This window comes from Sphingomonas mangrovi (assembly GCF_047975845.1).
GTDB lineage: Bacteria > Pseudomonadota > Alphaproteobacteria > Sphingomonadales > Sphingomonadaceae > Sphingomonas.
Map to the genome: position 1 here is coordinate 66,686 of NZ_JBIUCZ010000006.1, position 22,229 is coordinate 88,914.

Annotated in this window: 20 protein-coding genes; 14 read left to right on the forward strand and 6 right to left on the reverse strand. The window is 69.4% G+C overall.

Annotated elements, in window-relative coordinates; genetic code table 11:
* The first annotated feature begins 14 nt into the window (after positions 1–14).
* The gene (locus ACBY01_RS04975) at positions 15–2,132 is read left to right on the forward strand and encodes a TonB-dependent siderophore receptor (protein ID WP_416459675.1); all 2,118 of its coding nucleotides are present in this window, start codon (positions 15–17) and stop codon (positions 2,130–2,132) included.
* Here the strand turns inward: ACBY01_RS04975 and ACBY01_RS04980 are convergent.
* On the reverse strand, positions 2,129–2,845 hold the full coding sequence (locus ACBY01_RS04980; RefSeq protein ID WP_416459676.1) for a FliH/SctL family protein: 717 nt from the start codon (positions 2,843–2,845) through the stop codon (positions 2,129–2,131). The two genes, ACBY01_RS04975 and ACBY01_RS04980, sit on opposite strands and share 4 nt — an antisense overlap.
* A gap of 7 nt (positions 2,846–2,852) precedes the next feature.
* A complete protein-coding gene (gene fliG / locus ACBY01_RS04985; protein ID WP_416459677.1) occupies positions 2,853–3,887 on the reverse strand; it encodes a flagellar motor switch protein FliG in 1,035 nt (344 codons plus the stop codon).
* A gap of 111 nt (positions 3,888–3,998) precedes the next feature.
* Between fliG and ACBY01_RS04990 the strand changes: the two genes are divergently transcribed.
* Positions 3,999–6,776, forward strand: coding sequence for a hypothetical protein (locus tag ACBY01_RS04990; protein ID WP_416459678.1), 2,778 nt, complete (start codon positions 3,999–4,001; stop codon positions 6,774–6,776).
* Positions 6,777–6,779: 3 nt separating this feature from the next.
* Positions 6,780–7,205, forward strand: coding sequence for a flagellar basal body protein (locus tag ACBY01_RS04995; RefSeq protein ID WP_416459679.1), 426 nt, complete (start codon positions 6,780–6,782; stop codon positions 7,203–7,205).
* A 136-nt stretch (positions 7,206–7,341) separates the two neighbouring features.
* Here ACBY01_RS04995 and ACBY01_RS05000 read toward each other — a convergent pair whose 3' ends face one another.
* Entirely contained in the window at positions 7,342–7,767 is a 426-nt protein-coding gene (locus ACBY01_RS05000) for a flagellar assembly protein FliX (protein WP_416459680.1), read from the reverse strand.
* An 82-nt stretch (positions 7,768–7,849) separates the two neighbouring features.
* On the opposite strand from ACBY01_RS05000, the gene ACBY01_RS05005 reads away from it, so the two are divergent.
* The 10 genes from ACBY01_RS05005 to ACBY01_RS05050 all read left to right on the forward strand — a co-directional run bounded on the left by ACBY01_RS05005 (position 7,850) and on the right by ACBY01_RS05050 (position 17,941).
* Complete coding sequence (locus ACBY01_RS05005) at positions 7,850–8,962, forward strand: flagellar basal body P-ring protein FlgI (RefSeq protein WP_416459681.1); 1,113 nt, start codon at positions 7,850–7,852, stop codon at positions 8,960–8,962.
* A complete protein-coding gene (locus ACBY01_RS05010) occupies positions 8,962–9,282 on the forward strand; it encodes a rod-binding protein (RefSeq protein WP_416459683.1) in 321 nt (106 codons plus the stop codon). The genes ACBY01_RS05005 and ACBY01_RS05010 overlap by 1 nt, the downstream gene beginning before the upstream one ends.
* Positions 9,279–9,701: a hypothetical protein gene (locus tag ACBY01_RS05015; RefSeq protein WP_416459684.1), complete on the forward strand. Its 423-nt coding sequence runs from the start codon at positions 9,279–9,281 to the stop codon at positions 9,699–9,701. Before ACBY01_RS05010 ends, ACBY01_RS05015 begins: the two co-directional genes overlap by 4 nt.
* Before the next feature lie 139 nt (positions 9,702–9,840).
* Complete coding sequence (locus ACBY01_RS05020; RefSeq protein ID WP_416459685.1) at positions 9,841–10,230, forward strand: BON domain-containing protein; 390 nt, start codon at positions 9,841–9,843, stop codon at positions 10,228–10,230.
* Positions 10,231–10,345: 115 nt separating this feature from the next.
* Complete coding sequence (locus ACBY01_RS05025; protein WP_416459686.1) at positions 10,346–10,846, forward strand: OmpA family protein; 501 nt, start codon at positions 10,346–10,348, stop codon at positions 10,844–10,846.
* 104 nt (positions 10,847–10,950) lie between these two features.
* Positions 10,951–11,433, forward strand: coding sequence for a CC0125/CC1285 family lipoprotein (locus tag ACBY01_RS05030; RefSeq protein ID WP_416459687.1), 483 nt, complete (start codon positions 10,951–10,953; stop codon positions 11,431–11,433).
* Between the two features lie 9 nt (positions 11,434–11,442).
* Positions 11,443–12,072 carry a retropepsin-like aspartic protease family protein gene (locus tag ACBY01_RS05035; protein ID WP_416459688.1) on the forward strand — a complete coding sequence of 210 codons (630 nt, stop codon included), beginning with the start codon at positions 11,443–11,445 and terminating at the stop codon, positions 12,070–12,072.
* Between the two features lie 434 nt (positions 12,073–12,506).
* Entirely contained in the window at positions 12,507–13,544 is a 1,038-nt protein-coding gene (locus ACBY01_RS05040; protein WP_416459689.1) for a chemotaxis protein CheB, read from the forward strand.
* Positions 13,545–13,611: 67 nt separating this feature from the next.
* On the forward strand, positions 13,612–17,580 hold the full coding sequence (locus ACBY01_RS05045) for a CheR family methyltransferase (RefSeq protein ID WP_416459690.1): 3,969 nt from the start codon (positions 13,612–13,614) through the stop codon (positions 17,578–17,580).
* Positions 17,573–17,941 (forward strand): response regulator, encoded by a 369-nt coding sequence (locus tag ACBY01_RS05050; RefSeq protein ID WP_416459691.1) that lies wholly within the window; start codon positions 17,573–17,575, stop codon positions 17,939–17,941. Before ACBY01_RS05045 ends, ACBY01_RS05050 begins: the two co-directional genes overlap by 8 nt.
* Positions 17,942–18,019: 78 nt before the next feature.
* On the opposite strand, the gene ACBY01_RS05055 is transcribed toward ACBY01_RS05050, so the two are convergent.
* The 3 genes from ACBY01_RS05055 to ACBY01_RS05065 form a co-directional block, all read right to left on the reverse strand.
* A complete protein-coding gene (locus tag ACBY01_RS05055) occupies positions 18,020–19,294 on the reverse strand; it encodes an MFS transporter (protein WP_416459692.1) in 1,275 nt (424 codons plus the stop codon).
* Positions 19,295–19,326: 32 nt separating this feature from the next.
* Positions 19,327–20,769, reverse strand: coding sequence for a sulfatase family protein (locus ACBY01_RS05060; RefSeq protein WP_416459693.1), 1,443 nt, complete (start codon positions 20,767–20,769; stop codon positions 19,327–19,329).
* A gap of 99 nt (positions 20,770–20,868) precedes the next feature.
* Positions 20,869–21,330 (reverse strand): Rrf2 family transcriptional regulator, encoded by a 462-nt coding sequence (locus tag ACBY01_RS05065; protein ID WP_416459694.1) that lies wholly within the window; start codon positions 21,328–21,330, stop codon positions 20,869–20,871.
* An 83-nt stretch (positions 21,331–21,413) separates the two neighbouring features.
* Here ACBY01_RS05065 and ACBY01_RS05070 point away from each other — a divergent pair, with 83 nt between their 5' ends.
* On the forward strand, positions 21,414–22,193 hold the full coding sequence (locus ACBY01_RS05070) for a class I SAM-dependent methyltransferase (protein ID WP_416459695.1): 780 nt from the start codon (positions 21,414–21,416) through the stop codon (positions 22,191–22,193).
* The last annotated feature ends 36 nt before the right edge of the window (positions 22,194–22,229 follow it).

Genomic DNA, 22,229 nt, shown 5'->3' on the forward strand with positions numbered 1-22,229 from the left:
ACATGGGGGGAAAAATGCGCATCTTTCGGACGGTGAAGCGGTCGGGCGTCATCTGGGGCTCGGCATCGGCGATGGCCCTGTCCGCCGGGCTGGTGCCGGCCGCCGCCCAAGAGGCCCGGTCCGAGGAGCCGGCGCAGGCGAGCGATCACGAACATGCCAGCGTCGACGAAATCGTCGTGCTCGGCCGCCGCCGGGTGGATCGCGTCAACGGCTCCGACGTGGTGACGGAGCGCATGTCGCAGGCCAGCATCGCGCTCGATCGCGCGATCCTGGACGACTATGGCGTCCGCCGCCTGTCCGACGCGCTCGAACTCGTCAGCGGCATCTCGCAGCAGAACAACCTGGGCGGCCTGCGCGACAACTACGCGATCCGCGGCTTCCTCGGCACGCCCGATACCGGCGCCGAATATTTCGTCGACGGCTTCCTCGCCAACCGCGGCTTCGGCCCGCCGCGCGATCCGGCCAACGTCGAACGCATCGAGGTGCTGAAGGGCCCGGTCGGCGCGGTGTTCGGCTCGGTCGATCCGGCGGGCGTCGTCAACGTCGTCACCAAGAAACCGCAATTTCGCACCGGCGGCAGCGTCACCGCAAGCGCCGGGTCGTTCGACACCTACCGGCTGGAGGGCGACGTGGAATCGCTGCTCGACCCGAGCTTCTCGGTTCGTCTGGTCGGTGCGATCGAGAACAGCGACGGCTTCCGCGACTATGTCGACCTGCGCCGTCGCCTGTTCGCGCCCTCGGCCAGCTGGCGGCCGGCGGAGGGCACGACGCTGACCTATCAGGGCGAGTATATCGAGTATCGCTCGCCGTTCGACCGCGGCATCCCCGCGATCGACGGCGATGCCGAGGCGGTGCCGCGCGACCGCTTCCTGGGGGAGCCAGGAGACGGCCGCGTCGCCTCGACCAACTGGCGCCACGAACTGACGCTCGAACAGGCGCTGGGCGGCGGCTGGTCGCTGGTCGGCGGCGGCGCCTATCGCGACGCCAGCATCTACGGCTATTCGAGCGAGGCTTCGACGCTGCTGCCCGACGCGACGCTGCGCCGCCAGCGCCGCCAGCGCGACTGGAACCTCACCGACTGGTCGGCACGCGTGGAGGTGCGCGGCACCGTCGAGGCGTTCGGCACCCACCGCCCGAGCCTGGGTGCCACCTTCTACGACCTCGACTTCGACACCTATCAGACGCGCTTTCGCCCGACCGCGGCCGAGCCCTACCCGATCGACGTGTTCGATCCGGTCTACGGCGGCAGCGCCGGCCCGCTCCTGCCGTTCACCGTCACCAACGAGCAGCGCAAGGCGGTCGCGCTCTACGCGCAGGACATGTGGGAGGCGACCGATACGCTGAGCGTCGTCGGCGGCGTCCGCTACGAGCACCTCCAGCAGCGCATCGACAATCTGCGCACCGGCCAGCTCAGCCGGTTGAAGCGCGATCCGGTCGAGTTCCGCGCCGGCATCCGCTACCGGCCCGACCCGCGCTTCGCCTTCCACGCCAACTGGGGCGAAGGCTTCCGAGCCAACTCGAGCGTCGGTCGTGAGGGCAACGCCTTCGCACCGGAAACGGGCAACGGCTATGAGGTGGGCGCCAAGCTGGTGCTGCCCGCCTTCCGTGCCGGCGTGAGCTGGTTCAGCGTCTCGAAGCGCAACATCCTCGCGACCGACCCGGTCGACGCCAATTTTCTCGCCACCGTCGGGCGCATCCGCTCGCGCGGTGTCGAGTTCGATGGCGAGGTCGACCTGGCGCCCGGCGTGCGGCTGATCGGCAACTACGCCTATACCGATGCCGAGGCGCGCGATCCCGCCTTCGCCAGCGCCGACGTGCTCAACGTGCCGCGCCATTCGGGCACGCTGCAGCTGTTCGCGACGCTGCCGGTCGCCGGTCGCGACCTCGATCTCAGCGCCGGCGGAACCTATGTCGGCCCGCGTGCGGCCGCGCTCGACGGCGGCAACCTGCGGCTCGACGGCTATTTCAAGGCGAAGGCGAGCGCCGCCTACCCGCTCACCGATCGGCTCACCGCCCGCATCGAAGTCGACAATCTGCTCGACCAGACCTACGCGCAGAGCAGCTACAGCGCCTTGTGGATCTATCCGGGCGCGCCGCGGTCGGTGCTGGGATCGCTGACGATGCGCTTCTAGGCGACGTCCTCGGCGGCGGAGCCCTCTCCGGCCGAGGCGTCGGCGGGCGGGGTCGCGGGGACGAGCAGCGTCTCCAGCTCCGCCCGCACCGCGGCGGCCCGCTCGGCGGCGTCGAGCGTCAGGCCACCCTGATCCCACTCGATCCGCGCATCGCCGTAGGCCAGCGTCGCGTCGCGCGCGACGTGCAGGTTGAGCTGGCGGCGGTCGCCGCTCTGACGCTCGGCGATCAGCCGCTGCAGTTCCTCGCCAAGCGCCGGGTGGACGCGCACGACGATGTCCTGCCCGCGCGCGACCTGCTTGAGCACGCGGCCGATCGCCTCGTCGATCGCGAGCCCCGGCGCCTGCTCCAGCGCACGTCCGGCGAGCACGTCGGCAGCGGCCAGCGCCACCTCCGCCGCTTCGCCGGTCACCGTCGCGGTGATCTCCTCGATCCGCTCGTCGGTGAGCTCGATCGAGCATTGCAGCGCGTCGACGGCCGCGAGCAACGCGGCCTGCTGCTCGCCGCGCGCCTGGTTCAGGCCCGCCTCGAAGCCATCGGCACGCGCCAGCGTCACCAGCGCCTCGTTCTCGGCGCGTAGCTGCGCCATCTCGGCCTCGAGCGTGTCGATGCGATATTGCAGATCCTCGGGGCGCGGCGCCGTGGCGGCGACCGCGGGCATCGCGAACACGCGGTCGAAGGCGAAGGGTCGGACCTGGAAGCTGGCGTCGATCATCGTCGGATCACAGGATCATGGCGTCGTCGCTGCGCGGATCGACGAGCATGATCTCGCCCGCATCTGCCAGCTGCTTGGCGAGCCGCACCAGCGCGCTCTGCGCCTCCTCGCAATCGCGCGCACGCACCGGCCCCATCGAGGCCATGTCGTCGCGCATCAGCTTGGCCGAACGCTCGGTCATGGTGCCGAAGAACAGCTGCTTGAGCTCGTCCGGCGCGCCCTTGAGCGCCAGCGCCATCTCGCGCTTGTCGGCACGGCGCACGATCACCCCGACCGCGGACGGCAGCAGCGTGGCGAGATCCTCGAAGGTGAACATCAGCGAGCGGATGCGCTCGGCCGAGTCCGGTGCGCGGTCGTCGAGTGCGTTGAGCATCGCTTCCTCGGTGGAGCGGTCCATCGCGTTGAACACCTCGGCCATCGCCTCGTGCGGGTCGCGGCGCTGCGACCGCGACAGGTTGCTCATGAACTCCGTCTTGAGCGTCTGCTCGATCTGGGTGAGCACTTCCTTCTGCACCGTGTCCATCCGCAGCATGCGCTGGATCACGTCCACCGACAGTTCGCGCGGCAGCTCGGCGAGTACGCGTGCGGCGTGGTCGGCGCGCAGCTTCGACAGGATCACCGCGACGGTCTGCGGATATTCGTTCTTGAGGTAGGAGGCGAGCACGCTCTCGCTGACGTTGGACAGCTTGTCCCACATCGTGCGCCCGGAGGGACCGCGGATCTCCTCCATGATGTCCTTGATCCGGTCGGTCGGCAGCACGCCTTCCAGCAGCCGCTCGGTGGATTCGAACGACCCGTGCAGCGATGCCATGCTCGCCACCTCGCCGGAGAATTGGACGAGCAGGTGCTCGACCACCGCCGAGGGGATGCGGCCGAGCTGGGACATGGTCGAGGACAGTTCCTTGACCTCCTCCATCGACAGCTGTTCCCAGATCGCGGCGCCGTGCTCGCGGCCCAGCGCGAGCATCAGCGCGGCGGCGCGCTGCTGACCCGAAAAGCGCTTGAGCTCGGGCGGCTCGCCGATCGGGGTCATGAGCGACATGGGGGTCTCCAAGAAGAAATCCGGTGATCGGCCCGTCCGCGGCACGGAAAGGCGCTGGTTCCCTCTATTATAGAGGGGAAGCCGGCTTCGCGGTGGAAACGGACGAGTGTCATGACGAACCTATCCGGCAGCCTGGTCGGCCTCAGCATGTTGACGGGAACCAACAGCTTCCTGACCTACGGCACGGCCGGCGCGTCGGTCGAGACGCGCGCGGTGCGCCAGGCCAAGGCGCTGTTCACCACCCCGGCGACGATCGCGCCGTGGACGCAGGCGCCGTCGAGCAAGCCGGTGTCGGCGCAGGTCTCCGCGATCCAGGCGATGAAGACGATCATCGACAAGCCCGCGACCGGTGCCAAGGCGCTGCCGGTAGACGTCGAGACCAGCTTCACCACCTACAAGGCGCTCGACCGGCTGCGGCTGCTGGCGGAGACCGCGTCCGCCGCGACCACATCCTCCGCCCAGCGCACGCTGCTCGAGGCGAGCTTCGCTAAGGGGCTCGAGGACCTTCAGGGCTATCTGAGCAGCGCCCCGTCGGACAAGCTGACGCTGGCATTCGGAGACCCGGTGCGCCGTGCCGAAAGCGTCGCGGTCAAGGCGCCGGCCGGGCTGATCGTGACGGAGGTCGCGGGCCAGGGCGTCGCGACCGCCCGCGACGCGCCGCTCGCCGGCCTCACCGGCACCGAGCAGTTCCGCGTCACCCTTTCGCGTACCAATGCCAGCGACAGCGTCCTCGTCAACCTGGCCGGGACGCCGCAGCCGCCGACGCTCGACAGCGTCGCCGCCGCGATCAACGCCGCGATCGCGGCCGTGCCCGCGCGCAACGCGCAGGGCGAGGTCGTAACGGGCGCCGACGGCAACCCCGAACCGCGCTGGAGCGGCGTCAGCTTCGCCGCCACCAAGAGCGACGGAAAATGGGGGCTGACGCTCAAGACCAACGGCATCGAGCAGGTATCGCTCGACCAGATCGACGCGCGCGACGCGGTGATGGTCGCGACCGGCGTTACCGGGCTCGACTATCCCACCGCGACCCGCATCGTGCGGATCGGCGACGCCGCCGGCGCGATGAACCGTCAGGCGCTCGGCACCATTTCCGCGGTCGACCGGCTCGCCACCGAGCGCGCCGAAATGGCCGCCGAAGCCAAGGCGGCGAGCGCCAAGACCACCACCAAGACGTCTACGACTACGACCACCACCGCCACGCCGCCGACCGTGCAGGCCGCCACCAGCGCCGGCGGCATCGTCACCGACGCCAACGGCTTCAGCTACGTCGTCGGCACCACCAGCGGCGACCTGGGCAGCAACCTGTCCGACGGCGGCGACGACTTGGTGCTGACCAAGCTCGACAGCGAGGGCAAGCAGGTCTGGCAGCGCAGCCTGGGCGCATCGGGAACGGCGCAGGGGGCGGCGGTGACGCTCGCGCCCGACGGCAGTATCGTCGTCGCCGGAACGGTGAAGGGCACCTTCGACGGCATCCCCAGCGACGGCGACATGCTGGTCGCCCGCTTCGACGCCAACGGCGACGAGAAGTTCGCCAAGCTGGTGCGCGCGACGGGCGCCGACAGCGCGAGTGCGGTGGCGGTGGGTGCCGACGGCTCGATCTACGTCGGCGGGCAGTCGGCAACCGGCGGCGGCGACGCCTTCGTCACGCGCTTCAGCGCCAGCGGTGCGCTGCAGGAGCGGCGCACGATCGACAGCGGCGGCACCGACCGCATCACCGCGCTGGCGATCGACGGCGACGGCCAGTTGCTGGCGCTGACCCGCGAGGGCACCGGATCCAAGCTGCACCGCCTCGACGCCGGCAATCTGGCGAGCGAGCTGGGCAGCCTCGACCTGGGTGCCGGCGCCGATGCGCGGGCGATCGCGGTCGCCGCCGACGGCAGCATCGCGGTCGCGGGCGCCACCACCGGCGCCCTGCCCGGCAGCCAGGTGAACGCCACCGGCGGCGGCCGCGACGGCTTCGTCGCGCGCATCGACGCCGGCTTGCAGGACACGAGCGTCACCTATCTCGCGACCGCAGGCGACGACCAGGTCGACAGCGTCGCCTTCCTGAACGGCGAGATCTACGCCGGCGGGCGGACGTCCGGCGATCTGGGCGGCACCCGACAGGGGAGCGTCGACGGCTTCGTCAGCCGCATCGACGCCGCGACCGGTGCGGTCGGCAACACCAGCCAGTTCGGCCAGGTGACGCTGCGCACCGAGCCGGTGCGCGTCTCGGCCGTCACAGGCGGCGACACCGGGCTCGGCGCGCTGGGGCTGCACCGCGGCCTGATCACCCCCGCCGATTCCGCCAAGCTGGTCGCGCAGACCAGCCTGCGCGCCGGGGACGAGTTCTCGATCCGGGTCGGTAGCGGTGCCGTGCGCAAGATCACCGTCACCGCCGACGACACGCTGACCACCCTCGCCTCCCGCGTCCGGCTCATCACCGGCAGCAAGGCGACGGTCTCCACGCCGAAGAGCGGCGATGGCACCGTCCTGCGCATCGAGCCGAAGCCGGGCCAGACGATCGAGTTCCTCGCCGGCGCCGAGGGCAAGGATGCGCTCGCCAAGCTCGGCCTTCCCGAGACGCGGGTCACCGTGCCCGCCGCGGCCACCAAGAGCACGCCCGCGGTGACCCCGGGCGGCCGCTACGGCCTGGACCTCACTCACGCGCTCCGGATCGACACCGCCGCCGATGCGGCGACCGCGCTCGACCGGATCAAGCAGGCGATCTCCGTCTCGCAAACCGGCTATCGCTCGCTCTACTGGGACGCGGCCAAGGCGGCGCGCGTCGACGGCGTGACCGGCGGCAGTTCGACCAGCATCGAGAATGCGCAGCTCGCCAACTATCAGGCGGCGCTCGATCGCCTGTCGAGCGGCACCTCCACCAGCACCGGCTTCTTCGGATTCTGAACCATGTCCAACGTCCCTTCCCTGATGGCCGGCATCGGCCGCGAGATGAAGCACCTGGCCGAGCGCCAGCGTGTGATTGCGCAGAACATCGCCAACAGCGAGACGCCCGGCTTCAAGTCGCGCGAGGTGGAAGCGCCGGACTTCGGCGACCTGCTCAACCAGCAGAACCAGGGGGGCACGCCGCACGTCGCACGGCCGCGGGTGCAGATCACCAGCGGCATGGCCTCACTCGGCGCGAGCCCGATCGGCGCGGGCAGCGTGATCCTCGACAAGGACATCAGCGAGACCAAGCCCGACGGCAACAACGTCACGCTGGAAGACCAGCTGCTGCGGATGAGCCAGGTCCAGGCGGACTTCACCGCGATGACCAACCTCTATCGCAAGCAGCAGTCGCTGCTGAAGACGGCGCTGGGCCGCGGCGGCGGCTGATCGGCGTACGGCGCAGCTACGCCATCGTCATCCTGACGAAAGTCAGGATCCATTGCCGCACCGGCTGGAGGCGAGAGCGCAGCGCGTCTGGATGCTGACTTCCGTCAGCATGACGAGGTGTGAGGGCAGTCGCTCGTCAGGCGCGCAGTTCGTGCTTGGCGATCTCGACCCGGACGCGCAGCTCGATTTCGCGTGCGATCTCGGCAAGCGCCGGATCTTCGGGCAGCTCGAACGACTCCGACCATTCGACCAGTTCCTCGACGCGCTCCGGCGGCAACGGCCCGGCGAGCAGCTCTGCGTCGAGCCGCTCGAGCAGCGACAGTCCCTTGTCGGTCTTGGCGGCAAGCTTGCGGCGGCGCTCCAATCCGGGCTCGGCGGCGGCGATCGCCACCAGCATTTCGACGGAGGTATGGGGATGGGTCGCCGACTGCATCGCCGGCGACGCGACGGTCGGCGGCGGGCCCTCGGAGGCGGCGGACGCGGTCGCGACATCCTTCGCCGCGGTCGCGATCGCGGTGAGCAAGCCCTGCTGCATCACGGGCGGCAATCCGGCGATCCGCATCGAAACTCCTGTCGTGGCCCACCTTGATGGCCATCTTCATCCTATAAGAAGTCATCGGCAATTTCCACGGACCCGCGTAATTATGCGTGTTGCTCGCCCTTTCTGGACCGCAATCGGCGCATGCCTCGCGCTGGCACTCGCGGCGCCCGCCGCCGCGGGCAACCGGATCAAGGACATCGTCGACGTAGAGAACGTCCGTCCGAACCAGCTCGTCGGCTACGGGCTGGTGGTCGGCCTCGCCGGCACCGGCGACCGCATCCGCAACACGCCCTTCACCGAAGAGTCCGTCCAGGCGATGCTCGAGCGGATGGGCGTCAATATCCGCGGCTCGCAGATGCGCACCCAGAACGTCGCGGCCGTGTCGATCACCGCCACCATGCCACCGTTCGCGCGCTCCGGCTCGACGATCGACGTCCAGGTCTCCGCACTCGGCGACGCGACCAGCCTTCAGGGCGGCACGCTGATCGCCTCGTCGCTGCGCGCGCTCGACGGGGAGATCTACGCCGTCGCGCAGGGCCCCGTCGCCGTCTCCGGCTTCAAGGCACAGGGCGCCGCCGCCAGCATCAGCCGCGGCGTCGCCACCTCCGCACGCATCGCCGGTGGCGCGATCGTCGAGCGCGAAGTACCCTATTCGCTGCGTTCGGCGACCACGCTCAAGCTCGCGCTCAAGAACCCCGACTTCACCACCGCCGGGCACATCGCCTCGGCGATCAACGGCCGGTTCGCCGGCAGCGCGCAGGTGCTCGACCCCGCCACCGTCCAGCTCACCCCCGCGGCCGGCTTCCCCGGCGGCGTCGTCGACCTGCTGTCGCAGATCGAGAACCTACCGGTCGAGGTCGACCAGCCCGCCCGCATCGTCATCAACGAGGCATCGGGCACGGTGGTGATGGGCAGCGACGTGCGGATCAGCCCGGTGGCGATCGCCCAGGGCGGGCTCACCATTAGCGTGACCGAGGCGCCGCAGGTGTCGCAGCCGGGCCCCTTCTCCAACGGGACCACGGCGGTCGTGCCCCGAACCCAGATCGCGGTGGACGACGGCGGCGGCCAGTCGCTGGCGATGGTCGGCGGCGGAGCCTCGCTCAAGTCGCTGGTGAGCGGACTGAACGCGCTGGGTGTGTCGCCCCGCGACCTCATCACCATTCTTCAGGCGATCAAGAGCGCCGGCGCGCTCCAGGCCGAGATCGAGGTGCAGTGATGGACGACGTCTCCAGCGTCGCGGGCCTCGCCGCCAGCCAGCCCCGGCTTCCGTCGATCAAGGCGGCCGCAACGGGTCAGGAGGACGCCGCCCACAAGACCGCGCGCGCCTTCGAGGCGGTGTTCATCGGCCAGATGACCCAGATGATGATGGAGACCGCCAAGCCCGAAGGCGATTTCTCCGGCGGTCACGGCGAAGAGATGTTCCGCGGCGTCCTCGCCGAGAAGCTCGGTGCAGCGGTCGCCCAGCGCGGCGGCATCGGCCTCGCGCCGATGGTGCTCGACCAGATCATCAAGCTTCAGGGAGGGTCCGCCGCATGATCGCCGACATTCTCGACACCGTGCTGTCGCTCACCGCGCTGATGGATGAGGAAAGCGACAAGCTGGTCGCTCCCGGCCTGCACCGCGACCTGGCGGAATGCAGTGCGGCGAAGGTTCGCCTGGTCTCCGAGCTCGAAGCCCAGATGGCGCGGCGCAATCGTGAGAACCCCGGCTGGCTGCAGGAACTGGAGCCCGATGCGCGCCACCAGTTCGCCGCCGCGATCGCCGGCCTGCTCGATGCCTCGGCCACCAATGCCGAGGTGCTTAGCCGCCAAATCGAGCTTTCCACCGAACTGATCACCGCCGTCGCCTCTGAGGTGCAGCGGCTGACCGGCACCGGCAGCGCGACCTACGGCGCGCACGGCGGCCTATTCCAGCAGGCGCAGGCGACGCCGATCTCGCTCAACACCCGCCTCTAAGGCGGCGCCCCCCCATCTCGACCGCGATCGCAGCGGCCGGCACGATCAGCGAGACTGCGACCCGGACGGCTACGGCCAGGACCGCAATGGCCCGGACGGCTACGGCCGGAACCAGCGCGGCGACAACGGCCGTGACTGGATGGATCGCGCGGGCGACGAGGTGCGGTCCTGGTTCGGCGACGACGATGCCGACCGCCGTCGCGACATGGACCAGCATCGCGGCAAGGGCCCCAAGGGCTACACCCGCTCCGACGACCGCATCCGCGAGGATGTGTGCGACCGGCTCAGAGACGATCCCCGCACCGACGCGTCGGACATCGAAGTCTCGGTGTCGGGTGGCGAGGTGACGCTGTTCGGGACCGTGACCGATCGCGGGTCGAAGCGCTCGGCCGAGGATTGTGTCGACCGCGTCTCGGGCGTGCAGCACGTCCAGAACAACTTGCGCGTCAAGCAGAGCGCGTCCGAGGGCAGGAACGCCTCGGCGTCGACGTCCGGCGCCGGTCAGACGGCAGCCGCCGCAAAGGCCTGACGCCTTGGCCATGGCCGGGACGCGGAGCGCGGCTTCGCGTCCCGGCCCCCATCGGCGTCCCGCGCTTGTGCCGGCCGCCCTCCCGCCCCTCCGGGGCCTCTGCCGGGATCACTCTATGAAGATCGTCTCCCCCTTCGCCGGCCGTTGGCCGCTGACGCTCCGTGCCGCGCTGCTCGCCGCCAGCCTGGGGGCTGCCGGGTGCGACCGGACGCCGCCCGTCGTCAATCAGCTGGAGAATGCGGCAGACGATGTGGCGGACGATCTCGGCATCGGCGACGACCCGGACGAGATACGCGTCCACTTCGCGGTCGGCAGTGCCGCGCTCACCGCGGAAGCGCGATCCAGGCTGGACTCGCTCGCCCGACGCTACGCCTCGCGGAACGACCCGGGCATCACCGTGACCGGCTACTCCGATACCAGCGGGAGTGCGGCGGCGAACCTTGCCCTCTCGCGACAGCGGGCGGCGGCGGTGCAGGCGTATCTGCAGGACCACGGAATCGCGCCCGGCGCCTTCGAGATCGAGGCGCGAGGCGAACGCGATCCGCGCATCGTGACCGGCAACGACGTGCGCGAGCGGGCGAACCGCCGCGTGCGCATCACCATCGACGAACAATGACCGAGAGAGGTTTGGACATGACACCGCAACGGCATCCGATCCTGGCACTCCTCCTGGCATCGGCGGCGCTCGGCGCCTGCTCGCATCCCACACCCTAGCAGCCGGTGAACGGCCCGTCGGACGCGCGCGGCGACTACAGCAGCCAGCGCATCGAGGCGGACCGCTACCGGGTGAGTTTCGCCGGCAACAGCATGACCGAGCGCCAGCCGGTGGAGACCTATCTTCTCTACCGCGCCGCCGAACTGGCCCGGCAGCAGGGCTACGACTGGTTCGAGGAGGTGCACCGCGACACGGAGAACACCGGGCGCACCGTGGTGGACCGGCCGTTCGGACCGGGCGCCTACGGCTGGTGGGGACCGTCGTGGCGCTATTTCGGCACCGGCTTCGGCTGGCGGAACTGGAGCCCGTGGTACGGCGACCCGTTCTTCGGCGACACGCTCGACGTGCGGACCATCAACAAGTACGAAGCGACGGCGGAGATCGTGATGCATCGCGGCGCCAAGCCTGCGGGCAACGCGCGTGCGTTCGATGCCGCCGATGTGCTGCGGACGCTGGGGCCGGACATCCGGACGCCGTCGCAACGCTAGGGAGGGACGATGCCGACGCCGACGCCGGACTGGCAGCAGCTTGCGCTCTATGCGGCAGCGGCGGCGGTCGTGTTGTTCCTGCTCCAGCGGGTTCCCTACATCGGCCGGGTCGTCCGGTTCGCGGTGTCGTTCGGCCTCCTGGCGCTGGCGCTGTTCCTGCTTCTCCAACAAGCGCCCTACCAGCCGACGCTGGCCCGCCTGACGGAACGGCTGGGCCTGGACCGCCAGGAAGTCGTCGGCGACGAGGTCCGGATCCGCATGGCGCCAGACGGGCATTTCTGGGCCGCCGTGGCGATCAACGGCGTGGAGCGGCGGATGCTGATCGACAGCGGCGCGACCGTGACCGTGCTGTCGCAGGAGACCGCCAAGGCCGCCGGCGTAGAGGCGGGCGGCGGCATCGTCCCGGTGATGCTGCGCACGGCAAACGGCGTCGTCCAGGCGCAGACGGGCACGGTCGAGCAGCTGCGGATCGGCAGCATCACCGCCAGCGATCTCAAGGTGGTGGTCTCGCCGTCGCTCGGCATCGACGTCGTCGGCATGAACTTCCTGTCCGAACTCGCCTCGTGGCGCGTCGAAAGGCAATGGCTCATCATGGTACCCGAAGGGGCACCATCGACGGAAGGCGCCGCACGTGACTGATGAACCGCCCCGAGAGCCCGGCGAGCCGAGCTAAAAGGCCGAGGCCGTGCACGGCGGCGAAATCGTCCTGCGCAAACGCTGGCAGCGGGTGATGTTCGGAGCGGGGCTGGTTCTGGCGGTAGCGATCGCCATCCTGCTCCGCGTCGCTGCGGGATGAACGGGGAGCGGCAGCGCCGACTCGACCTGCGACGACGCGAGAGAAGCTGCGCTGTGACGCGCTGACACCCTCCTGTTGCAGGAAGCGGCCGCTCAGGGGAACATGGGTGGTCGGCTAAGGAGGGGCGAGGATGGTACCGTCGGGGTCCAGAGCACCGACCTCGGCGGGAGCGCGTGCGTGCGCTCACATAGATCAACGCGTGCGTCCCTGCATTTGCCTAACGGAGGATCGGTACGAAGTCGCCTGGTGAATCCGGCCCGGAGCGACCGCCTGTTCGATGAGGAGAACGTCGCGGATGCAGCGCGTCGCCAAGAGAGACATCATCGCCATCGGCGGGTCGGCCGGGAGCGGCGCGGTGCTGAAGCAGGTGCTGGGCGATCTGCCCCGCGACCTGCCGGCGAGCGTGTTCGTCAGCACGCATATCCCGGCGCACTCGCCGAGCATGCTGGCGGAGATCCTCGCCACCAAGGCGGCATTGCCCGTCGTGCAGGCGCTGGACGGGCAGCCGATCGAGCAGGGGCACATCTACGTCGCCGCGCCCGATCGCCACCTGCTGCTGATGGACGGCACCATCCGGCTGGGGACCGGCCCGCGCGAGAACATGGTACGTCCGTCGATCGATCCGATGTTCCGGTCCGCAGCGCTGTCCTTTGGGTCGCGCGTGGTCGGCGTGGTGGTCACGGGCCTGTTGAACGACGGCGCTGCCGGGCTTCATGCCATCAAGTCGGTGGGCGGTACGGCGGTGGTGCAGCACCCGCTCGACGCCGAAGCCGACCAGATGCCGCTCGCCGCGCTGGAATCGGTCGAGGTCGATCACGTCGCGCCGGCGACGAAGCTGGCCGAGTTGCTCGTCACGCTCGCCGGAACCGATGCCAGCCCCCTTCGCCCATCCGCCGAAGACCTGCACCTGGAGGTGGAGATCGCCGCCGGCGCCCGGCTGGGCAGCGACCGGCTCAAGCGGGTCGCGACGCCCAGCGCGCTTTCCTGCCCGGATTGTCACGGCGTGCTTTCCGAGGTGAGCGGCAGTCGGCCGCTGCGCTACCGGTGCCAGATCGGCCACGCCTATACCGCCGAGAACCTGGCGGCGCACATCGACGAGGTCGACGAGGCCATCCGCGTCGCGATGCGGGTGATGGAGGAGCGCGTGACGCTGGTGGAGCGGATGGCGGTCGATGCGCGAGCGACCGGGCGAACGGCGGTGGCGGAGCTCTACGAAGCACGCGCGGTGGAATATCGACGTTATGCCAGCACGCTGCGCGATGCCGCGGTCACCTCACTGCGAATCGGACGAATGCCGCGAGGACAGGACATCTGATTGAATCCGTTTCTGGAATCCCTCGCAAGCGTCTACCCAGAGCGCAAACAAGCTTCGGACCCCAGGCATGCTCGACACGGATGAACAGGTGAAGACCCCCGCGACGTTGCGGGAGGAGGAGGACCGGGCAGCGGTGATGCCAGTGGTCGGGGTTGGCGTCTGCGCCGCATCGCTCCGTTCGCTGGAGACGCTGTTTTCCGGGATCGGGCCGACGTTGGGAGCCGCCTATCTCGTCGCCGTGCGCCAGCAGGAGGGGCTGGACGTCCGCACCACCGTCGAGGCGCTCACCCGCGTCTCGCCGCTGCCGGTGGGTATCGGCCGGGATGGCGAGGCGATCGAGGCGGATCGCATCTACGTCGGCGGTTCGGACGACATGATCGCCATCGAAGACGGCCATCTCAGCGTCCAGCCTGCCGCCGAGCCGGTCGGGCATCGCGGGACGATCGACACGATGCTGATCTCGCTCGCCGAGCATGCGCACGACCGCTCGGTGGCGGTGCTGCTCGGCGGGCTGGGCAGCGATGGCACCGCCGGCGTCACCGCGACCAAGAAGTTCGGCGGCCTGTCGATCGCCGAGGCGCGCACCCAGGACGACGACAACGGCGCGCAAGGCGTGGCCGGCCCGTTCGGTGTGGTCGACATGCACGTCGCGATCGACCGGATCGCGACCCAGATCGCGCTTTATCTCAGGAACCTCCACGAGATCGGCGGCACGTTCCAGGAGGACGGCGAGCCCGACGAGGTGGAAGCGCAGGTGACCCAGATCACCACGATCCTGCGCAACACCATCAGCCACGATTTCCACGGCTACAAGCGTGGCACCTTCCTCAGGCGTGTCCATCGCCGGATGCAGGTGCTCCAGATCGATACGCTGGACGCTTATGTCGCGCGGCTGCGCGACGACCGCCAGGAGGTCCAGGACCTGTTCCAGGACCTGCTGATCGGCGTCACCCAGTTCTTCCGCGATCCGCTGGAGTTCGAGGTGCTGGAGCGCGAGCTTCCGCGGCTGTTCGAGGGCAAGGGACCGGACGACCAGTTCCGCGTGTGGGTGCTCGGCTGCGCGACGGGCGAGGAAGCCTATTCGATGGCCATCCTGTTGCGCGAGCAGATGGCGCGGATGGACCACCCGCCGCATGTGCAGATCTTCGCGACCGATCTAGACGCGCGGGCGCTCGGGCTCGCCCGCGCGGGCCGCTACGCCACGTCGATCGAGGATCACGTCCGCCCCGATCGCCTGGAACGCTGGTTCGTGCGCGAGGGGGAGACCTATTGCGTGTCGAAGGAGCTGCGTGAGATGTGCATCTTCTCGCCGCACAACCTCATCAAGGATGCGCCCTTCTCGCGAGTCGACCTGCTGTCGTGCCGCAACCTGCTCATCTACCTGAATGCGGAACTGCAGAACCGCGTCATCCCGATCTTCCACTTCTCGCTGGTGTCGGGCGGCGTGCTGTTTCTCGGCAATTCCGAGAACGTCACCCGTCACCAGAAGCTGTTCGCGGCGGTCGATCGCAAGAACCGCGTGTTCCGCCGGCTGGAGACGGCCACCCGCGTCATCCCCGAATTCCCGCTGAGCCCACGCGCCCGCACCGTGGAGCCGCTGTCGAGCCTTCCGGCGGAGACGGGGTCGCCCGCGCGCCTGTCCGCGACGGTCAGCCGGCAGGCGGAGGCGATCGCCGAACGCTACGCACCGGCCTATGTCGTCGTCGACACGCAGGGGGACGTGCTTCACTTCTCCGGCCGCACCGGGCGCTTCCTCGAGCCGATCGCGGGCGTGGCCAGCCTCAACGTATTCAACCTGGTCCATCGCGACCTGCGCGTCGATCTGCGGTCGGCGCTACATCGCGCCATTTCCGAGGCGCGCCGGGTCGAACTGCCCCGGCTGGTGCTGCAGCAGGAAGACCGCGCCACCGGGATCAACCTGGTGGTGGAGCCGGTCGGCAGCAACGACGTGACCTCGCTGATCGTCCTGTTCCAGGATCTGGGGACCGTCGCGGAGGGGGCGTCGAGCGGCGACCGGCTCGACGGCGGCGAGCGGGTCGAGCGGCTGGAAGCCGAACTGCGGCTTACCCGCGACCGGCTGCAGACGACGATCGAGGAACTGGAGTCGACCAACGAGGAGCTGAAATCCTCCAACGAGGAATATCAGTCGATCAACGAGGAGCTCCAGTCCGCCAACGAGGAGATGGAGACCTCCAAGGAGGAACTGCAATCGGTCAACGAGGAGTTGCAGACCGTCAACGGCGAGCTGGCGCACCGCGTCGCCGAACTCGGCCGCAGCAACTCGGACCTCAAGAACCTGCTGGAGGCGACCCAGATCGCCACGCTGTTCCTCGACAACGACCTGCGCGTCCGCAGCTTCACGCCGTCGGCGACCGAGATTTTCCACCTGCTCGAAACCGATGTCGGCCGGCCGCTGGATCACGTGGTGTCGCGCGTCGCCTATCCCGAGTTGCAGGACGACGTGCGCCGGGTGCTGAAGGCGCTCGCGCCGGTCGAGCGGATGGTGATCGACCCGCTGACGCAGCGCCACTTCGCCGCGCGGGTGCTGCCCTATCGCAGCGTCGACAACTACATCGGCGGCGCGGTCGTCACCTTCACCGATCTGACCGCCGTGCATCAGGCCGAGGCGGCGCTGCGCGAGAGCGAGGCGCGGCTGCAGGCGCTGCTCGCGGCGGGTTCCGAGGTCGCCTACCGGATGAGCCCCGACTGGTCGGAAATGATCGACCTGTCCGGCGGCGGCTTCCTCTCGGACACGAAGGAAAGCACCGCGTGGGAGGCGCAGCACATCCCCGAGGTCGAACGGGCGCGCGTCGAGGCGGCGATCGCACGCGCGATCCGCGAGAAGAGCACGTTCGAGCTGGAGCATCGCGTCATCCGCATCGACGGCACCGTCGGCTGGACGCTCTCGCGCGCCGTGCCGATCACCGGCAGCGATGGCCAGATCCTCGAATGGTTCGGCGCCGCCAGCGACGTCACCGCCCGCCACGAAGCGGAGGATGCGCTGCGCGAGAGCCAGGAGCGGCTTCGCTCGCTGGTCGAAGGGCTGACCCAGCTCGTCTGGCGTGCGGTCGACTCCGGTCACTGGACCTGGGCCAGCCGCCAGTGGCGCGACTATACCGGGCAGAGCGAGGCGGACAGCGAAGGCTGGGGCTGGCTCGATCCCGTGCACCCCGACGATCGCCCGATCGCGCGCGAAGCGTGGCGCCGCGCGGCCGAGCAAGGCGGGTTCGAGATCGAGGTCCGGATCCTGCGCGCGGCCGATGGCACCTATCGGTGGTTCCAGATCCGTACCGCGCCGGTCGTCGACGACGGCGGCCAGATCGTCGAGTGGGTCGGCACCTCGACCGACATCGACGACCTGCGCGACCTTCAGGAGCGGCAGGGGGTGCTGGTCGCGGAACTCCAGCACCGCACCCGCAACCTGATGGGCGTGGTGCGGCAGATGACGCAGAAGACGATGCGCGCCAGCACCGACCTGGACGACTTCCGCGATCGCTTCAGCGATCGGCTCGATGCGCTGGCGCGCGTCCAGGGGCTGCTGTCGCGCCTCGGCGAGCATGATCGCGTCACGTTCGACGAACTGATCCGCACGGAACTCGCCGCGCACGGTGCCGAGCCCAGCGACGACGGTCGGATCACGATCGCGGGACCCGCCGCGGTCCGGCTGCGCTCCACCACGGTGCAGACGCTGGCGATGGCGCTGCACGAGCTCGCCACCAACGCGGTGAAATACGGTGCGCTCGGCCAGTCCGAAGCGTGCCTCACCGTCGAATGGCACATGGCGGATGGCGACGGGAACGGCAGCGGCAACGGCCAGCCGTGGCTGTATGTCGACTGGCGCGAGAGCGGCGTCGCGATGCCGCCGGCCGGCGCGACCGCGCAGGGCGGCGGGCAAGGCCGCGAGCTCATCGAACGCGCGTTGCCGTACCAGCTCGCCGCCAAGACAACCTATGTACTTGAAGAAGACGGCGTACACTGCACCATCGCCATGCCGGTCTCCACGACCAACACTTCACGTGAGCATGACGATGGCTAATCCACGACTGAAGAGCTGCTGCATCCTCGTGGTCGAGGACGAATATCTGCTCGCCGACGAGCTGGCGACGGAGCTGGAAGACGAAGGGGCGACGGTGCTGGGCCCCGCACCGACGATCGAACAGGCACTGGCCTTGCTCGAAAGTCACGCGCCCGACGGCGCGGTCCTCGACCTCAACCTGGGCGGCGAGCCGGCCTTTCCGATCGCCGACGCCCTGATCGAGCGTGGCGTGCCGCTGATCTTCACCACCGGCTACGACAACGGCGCTATCCCCGAGCGGTTCGCGGGTGTCCCGAAATGCGAGAAACCGATCAGCGTCGCGCGGGTGACTGCAGCGCTGGGCAAGGCGATCCACGCCTGACGGCGGCGCTCCCCTGCCCTTTTGAGGGACGGCGGGCTTGGACTTCCCCGGGCAGCGTCCGCTCGAGATGCGCCATTATTATCTATCCTTCGCTCCGTTCGGCCATCGCCGCTCGATCTCCAGCACCAGCGCGGCGGTGACCAGCAGGCAGGCGGCGAGGAAGAGCATCGGCGCGAGATCGCTGCCGGTCGCGTCGCGGATGCGCGGCACCACCGCCTGCGCGACGAAGCCGCCGAGATTGCCGATCGAGTTGATCGCCGCGAACCCGGCGGCGGCGCCTGCCCCCTTGAGGAAGCGCGACGGCAGCGTCCAGAACACCGGCTGGCCGGAAAAGATCGCCGCCGCGGCGAGGCACAAGGCCGCGAACTTCAGCGGGAAGCCGGGGAGAAGCGTCGCCGCCACCAGGCACAGCGCCCCGAACAGTGCGGGTCCGGCGATGTACCAGCGCTGGTCGACGCGTCGCTGCGCTCGCCGCGGGACCACCCACAGGGCCAGCGTGACGCAGAGCCACGGCAGGACGTTGAGGAATCCGTTCGCGACGTCGCCGACGCCGAAGCCCTTGACGATGGTCGGCAGCCAGTAGCTCAGGCCATAGGCGGCGAGCGGGAAGCCGATGAAGGCGAGGCACAGCAGCAGTACCCGCCGGTCGAGCAGCGCCGCCAGTGGATTGCCGTGCGCGCCGACCGGCGCTTCGCGAGCGAGTTCGGCGGCGAGCCACGCCTTCTGCTCGGGCGCCAGCCACCGCGCCTCCCCCGGCCCCCGCGGCAGCGACAGTAGCACGACCGGGACGAGCAGCAGCGCCGGAATCCCGGTCGCGACGAACACCCACTGCCAGCCCTGGAGCCCGGCGAGTCCGTCGAGGCTGAGCAGCAGCCCGCCGATCGCAGCCCCGATCGCGTTCGCCAGCGCGCTGGCGATCAGGAACAGGCCGATCGCACTCGCGCGGTGCGCCTGGGGGAACCACAGGGTGAGCGTGTAGAGCACGCCCGGGAAGAAGCCGGCCTCGGCAACCCCCAGCAGGAACCGCAGAATGTAGAAGCTGGTCTGGTCCCAGGCGAAGCCGAGCGCGATGGTGACCAGCCCCCAGCTGGCCATGATCCGCGCGAACCAGACGTTCGCGCCGGTCCGCTCGAGCAGCAGGTTGCTCGGCACCTCGAACACCGCATAGCCGAGGAAGAACAGCGCCGCGCCCAACCCGAAAGCGGCTTCGCTCAGCCCCAGGTCGTCGACCATCTGGAGCTTGGCGAAGGAGATGTTCTGCCGGTCGATATAGGCGACCACGTAGATCAGCCCGAGCAGCGGCATCAGCCGCCATGTCACCCGTCGTATCGTCGTCTCGCCTAGCGCGTCCACGCCACCTCCCCTGATTTTCTCGCGAACCCACGTCATTCGGCTGCACCCCGTGCCGGAGACGCCGCCTTCCGATCGGGTTCGCCATACAGCGGGCCCCGCTTGAAGTGCGGGGTCCCTTCGACCGGATGGTCATCCTGCTGCCATGCGCGCCAGGTCGCAAGCTTCGTGCGTAGCGAGGTAAGGACAGCGGCATGGCGGGGGTCGCCGGCGAGGTTGCGGGTCTCGTCCGGGTCGGTCGACAGGTCGTAGAGTTCCTCCTTCGGGCGACGGTAGTATGCGTCGACGATCGCCTTGGCGGCGGGGTCGCTCCGGGCGGCCTCCCGCCATGACGGGAAGTATTTCCCCGAGTCCACGCGCTTCACCCACTGGTCGATGTGCGTCGTGTAGACGGTGTCGGGACGCAGGTTGGCGATGTACTTCCACCGATCGGTGCGCACGCTGCGCATCGGATAGACGTTGATGCTGCCGTCGTTGTTGTGGGTGGTGTAGATTTCGGCGCGTCCCCTGGCGCCGGGCGTGCCGCGCAGCACCGGGGCGAACGACCGGCCGTCGATCCCCTCGGGCGCCGTGCCGCCCGCCACGTCGACCAGTGTGGGGAGGATGTCGACCCAGCTCACCATCGCGCTGGTGCGGGTCCCCGGCTTCACATGCTTGGGCCAGCGGACGATGGTGGGCACGCGGGTGCCGGTGTCGTAGAGATTCCACTTGCCGAACGGCCATTGCGCCCCGTGATCGGACGAGAAGAGCACGAACGTGTCGGGTCCGAGCACCTGATCGAACGCGGCGAGCGTGTCGCCCACTTCCTGGTCGAGCTTCGACACCGCCGCATAGTAGCGCGCCCGCGCGTCGCGGGTCGTCGGCGTATCGACCGTCTTGGGCGGCAGCGAAAGGCGGGCGGGGTCGTATCCCTGGGTCGTGTCGGGCCAGGGCACGTGCGGCCAGTTGCTGCCCACGAAGATCGCCAGCGGGCGCGTGTCCTTGCGCGCCTTGAGCCAGCGGATCGCCGCGGCGATCCCCTCGGGATCGTGGAAGCTGTCGTGCTCGAAATGATCGAAGCCGTACATGCCCGTCTGCTTGTAGTGCGACACCTTGCCGAAAGCGACGACCTCATAGCCGAGATCGTGGAGATAGGCCGGCAGCTTGCGGACGTCGGCGCGTGGCGCCTTCTGATTGGCCTCGGCGCCGTTGCGGGCGGGCATCAGCCCGGTGAGCAGCGCCGCACGGCTGGGCGCGCAGGCCGGTGACGCGACGAAGCTGCGATCGAACACCATCCCGCTCTCGGCGAGCCGGGTGAGATTGGGCGCACGAACGTTCGCGTCGCCCCAGGACGGCAGATCGTTGCCGAGGTCGTCGGCAAGGAACACCACGAGATCGGGCCGCGCCGGCGCTGCGGCCCGCGGCGCGCCCCCGGTCGCCGGCATCGGAACGGCCGCCCCCACGGCGAGGAGGAGCGACAGGATGTGGCGAAGCTTCATGGCTTTCTCCTCGAAGCGGTAGCGCGGGATGCGCGCAGTCCCGGAATCCCACGCGGGCGCCGCTGGTGTAGGCGGTCTCGTCCGCCAGGCAGGGGCGACCTACGCGTGATCCGGGCCCGTGGTCGCGCCGTCGATCGCCTCCTTGCATCGCAGGTCGAAACGCTCGGCGAGTTCGGCCAGGGTGACGTCACCCAGCCGCTGCACCAGCAGCGCCTCTGCCTCGCGCATGGCGTCGTCGACCGCCTCGTTGACGACCTTCTCGACGGCGCAGTCGGGATTCGGATGCTCGTTGCCGATTGCGAAAATGCGCGGCCCGCCGACCGCGCGATGCACGTCGAGCAGCGACACGGTTCCCAGATCCACCGCGATCGACCAGCCGCCGCCGTGCCCCTTCTCCGACCGGACGTACCCCGCCTCTCGCAGACCGGCCATGGTCCGGCGGACCACGACCGGGTTGGTGCCGAGCATGCGGGCGAGCGCCTCCGACGTCATCGGTCCGGCGTGCCGCGCCATGTGGAGCAGCACGTGAAGCATGCGGGAAAGGCGACTGTCGGTGCGCACGCCGCATTCTTTGCCACGCCGCGCCGGTTGGCAACATCCGCAACTCGCGATACATTGCGAGTTACATGAGTTGGAGATGCTCTATGCGTGCGTTCGAGAACCCCGATCATTGGGATACGACGGCCCAGCACTATGAAAAGACCGCCCATCCCTTCACCGCGCGTTTTGCCGAAGCGGCGCTGGCGCGCGTGCCGCTGGCGCCCGGCGACCGCGTCCTCGACGTCGCCGCCGGAACCGGAGCGCTCGCGCTTGCCGCTGCGCGTACGGGTGCCGAGGTGCTCGCAACCGACTTCTCGCCCGGGATGGTGGCGCGGATCGCCGCAGCCGGCCTCCCCAATGTCGAGGCGCGGGTGATGGACGGTCAGGCGCTCGACCTCCCCGACGCCGGCTTCGACGCTGTGTTCTCGATCTTCGGCGTCATCATGTTCCCCGACTGGCACAAGGGCCTCAAAGAAATGGCGCGCGTGACCCGCCCCGGCGGCCACGGCGTCGTCGCGACGTGGCAGAGCCGCGGCGCAGCAACCTTCCTGCTGCTGGGCGAGATCCGCCGGGCGCTGTTTCCCGAGCGGGAGAGCATGGCGATGCCGGACGCCGTGGGCGCGTTGAGCGATCCGGCCGATTTCGGGCGTGCCCTGACCGAGGCGGGCTATCGCGATCCGCACATCGAGCCGGTCACCTACGACTATGCGCTGGAGATCGCGGCGCTTGCCGAACCCGACACCCTGTTCGGCATGTCGCCCGACTGGACGAGCCTGTCCGAGACGGAAAAGGCTGCGGTCGTTGCGGAAGTGCGTCGGCTGGCCGATGGCCGTCCGGTCCTGCCGGTACCCTCGACCGCTCTCATCGGGGTCGCGCGCCGCTGAGGCGGAGTGACTGCTTAAGGTGGCCGCGTCGTGGTC

Coding starts and splice junctions, on each gene's coding strand:
- ACBY01_RS04995 (WP_416459679.1), top strand. CDS start 6,780: ATGTCCAACGTCCCTTCCCTGATGGCCGGCATCGGCCGCGAGATGAAG.
- ACBY01_RS05015 (WP_416459684.1), top strand. CDS start 9,279: ATGATCGCCGACATTCTCGACACCGTGCTGTCGCTCACCGCGCTGATG.
- fliG (WP_416459677.1), bottom strand. CDS start 3,887: ATGTCGCTCATGACCCCGATCGGCGAGCCGCCCGAGCTCAAGCGCTTT.
- ACBY01_RS05010 (WP_416459683.1), top strand. CDS start 8,962: ATGGACGACGTCTCCAGCGTCGCGGGCCTCGCCGCCAGCCAGCCCCGG.
- ACBY01_RS05070 (WP_416459695.1), top strand. CDS start 21,414: ATGCGTGCGTTCGAGAACCCCGATCATTGGGATACGACGGCCCAGCAC.
- ACBY01_RS04990 (WP_416459678.1), top strand. CDS start 3,999: ATGACGAACCTATCCGGCAGCCTGGTCGGCCTCAGCATGTTGACGGGA.
- ACBY01_RS05000 (WP_416459680.1), bottom strand. CDS start 7,767: ATGCGGATCGCCGGATTGCCGCCCGTGATGCAGCAGGGCTTGCTCACC.
- ACBY01_RS04980 (WP_416459676.1), bottom strand. CDS start 2,845: ATGATCGACGCCAGCTTCCAGGTCCGACCCTTCGCCTTCGACCGCGTG.
- ACBY01_RS05035 (WP_416459688.1), top strand. CDS start 11,443: ATGCCGACGCCGACGCCGGACTGGCAGCAGCTTGCGCTCTATGCGGCA.
- ACBY01_RS05060 (WP_416459693.1), bottom strand. CDS start 20,769: ATGAAGCTTCGCCACATCCTGTCGCTCCTCCTCGCCGTGGGGGCGGCC.
- ACBY01_RS05020 (WP_416459685.1), top strand. CDS start 9,841: ATGGATCGCGCGGGCGACGAGGTGCGGTCCTGGTTCGGCGACGACGAT.
- ACBY01_RS05045 (WP_416459690.1), top strand. CDS start 13,612: ATGCTCGACACGGATGAACAGGTGAAGACCCCCGCGACGTTGCGGGAG.
- ACBY01_RS05005 (WP_416459681.1), top strand. CDS start 7,850: ATGCGTGTTGCTCGCCCTTTCTGGACCGCAATCGGCGCATGCCTCGCG.
- ACBY01_RS05025 (WP_416459686.1), top strand. CDS start 10,346: ATGAAGATCGTCTCCCCCTTCGCCGGCCGTTGGCCGCTGACGCTCCGT.
- ACBY01_RS04975 (WP_416459675.1), top strand. CDS start 15: ATGCGCATCTTTCGGACGGTGAAGCGGTCGGGCGTCATCTGGGGCTCG.
- ACBY01_RS05040 (WP_416459689.1), top strand. CDS start 12,507: ATGAGGAGAACGTCGCGGATGCAGCGCGTCGCCAAGAGAGACATCATC.
- ACBY01_RS05050 (WP_416459691.1), top strand. CDS start 17,573: ATGGCTAATCCACGACTGAAGAGCTGCTGCATCCTCGTGGTCGAGGAC.